Below are 1,076 nucleotides of genomic sequence, written 5' to 3'. Positions count from 1 at the left end.
TGACCGCTAGACGAACGAGACGTGAAAAGAGAAATGGCGCGCGCGGAAGGAGTCGAACCTTCAACCGTTGGGTTTGGAGTCCAGTGCTCTGCCAGTTGAGCTACACACGCGTGGAAGAAAAGAAAAGACGAAGAAAAAAGAGATGGTCTGAGTGGCAGGATTTGAACCTGCAGCCTCCTGCTTCCAAGGCAGGCCGTCTACCAGATTGACACTACACCCAGAGAAAATTTGGTGCCCCAGGGGAGACTCGAACTCCCAGAATTCCGCTTCTAAGGCGGACACGTCTACCAATTGCGTCACCAGGGCTGAATGAAAAATGGTGCGAGGCGACGATCCGTTCCAGTGGCCGGTCTCGCCTCGGTGCTTGCGAATTTTTAAGGAACGTTCACGAGGCCGGAGCCCGGTGTCATGCAGCACGATCGCTGCTTGAGAAACTGAGTGAAGCGAAAAACAAAGAGGCCCGGAACCTTGCGGTGTCCGGGCCTCTTTTCGAGAGAGCTTGGAAGGTCTGCGCCTATGCGCTTCCTCCACCCGGTTGCACCTGATCCTCGTAATCGCACGACCACAGATTGGTCTGCGGCTTCTGCATGGAATACGGGGACTGATCGAGCTGTTGCGACGACGGCAGCAGACCAAAGCTGAGGCCGGCATGCGATGCGACACGCACGAACACATTGCCCGATGCGGGGCAAGTGCTGTAGATGCGGATCTGTGCGGCTTTCACGATGTGTGTCCTGTTGGCGATGACTGGGTTTGGACTGTAAATAGTCTTTACAAGATCGTCAACCGCCTCGATCAACTTTTTTTCAAGTACCGTTGCGGCAACACATCCCCTCCCCCTTCACCTCCAGGAGCCCGCATGGCGTCTTCGACCCTCGCAGCCCATCCGCACTACGACCGTCTGATTGCAACCGCACGCAACCTGCCTCCATTGCGCGTTGCGGTGGTCCACCCCGCCAACGCTGTGTCGCTCGAAGCTGCTCTCTCCTCCGCAGCACTGGGCCTCATCGCTCCAACGCTGATTGGCCCACGCGCAAAGATCGAAGCCGCGGCACGAGAGATCGGCGCCGATCTCT

General features: G+C 57.3%; 1 protein-coding gene, 3 tRNA genes and 1 pseudogene. 1 reads left to right on the top strand and 4 read right to left on the bottom strand.

The features are described from left to right. Positions 1–34: 34 nt before the first annotated feature. The 4 genes from ACSFA3_RS25480 to ACSFA3_RS25465 all read right to left on the bottom strand — a co-directional run bounded on the left by ACSFA3_RS25480 (position 35) and on the right by ACSFA3_RS25465 (position 724). A tRNA-Trp gene (locus ACSFA3_RS25480) sits at positions 35–110 on the bottom strand. A gap of 33 nt (positions 111–143) precedes the next feature. Further along, positions 144–221, bottom strand: a tRNA-Pro gene (locus ACSFA3_RS25475). An 8-nt stretch (positions 222–229) separates the two neighbouring features. After that, a tRNA-Leu gene (locus ACSFA3_RS25470) sits at positions 230–306 on the bottom strand. 208 nt (positions 307–514) lie between these two features. Continuing rightward, positions 515–724 (bottom strand): hypothetical protein, encoded by a 210-nt coding sequence (locus ACSFA3_RS25465; RefSeq protein WP_435468067.1) that lies wholly within the window; start codon positions 722–724, stop codon positions 515–517. 135 nt (positions 725–859) lie between these two features. Between ACSFA3_RS25465 and ACSFA3_RS25460 the strand changes: the two are divergent. Then, positions 860–1,076 (top strand): annotated as a pseudogene (locus ACSFA3_RS25460) (phosphate acetyltransferase); the annotation flags it as partial.

The organism is Variovorax glucosi, from assembly GCF_051216695.1.
Classification (GTDB): Bacteria; Pseudomonadota; Gammaproteobacteria; order Burkholderiales; family Burkholderiaceae_C; genus Variovorax.
Note: the sequence above shows the minus strand (reverse complement) of the source record. Positions and strands in the feature narration are given on the sequence as shown.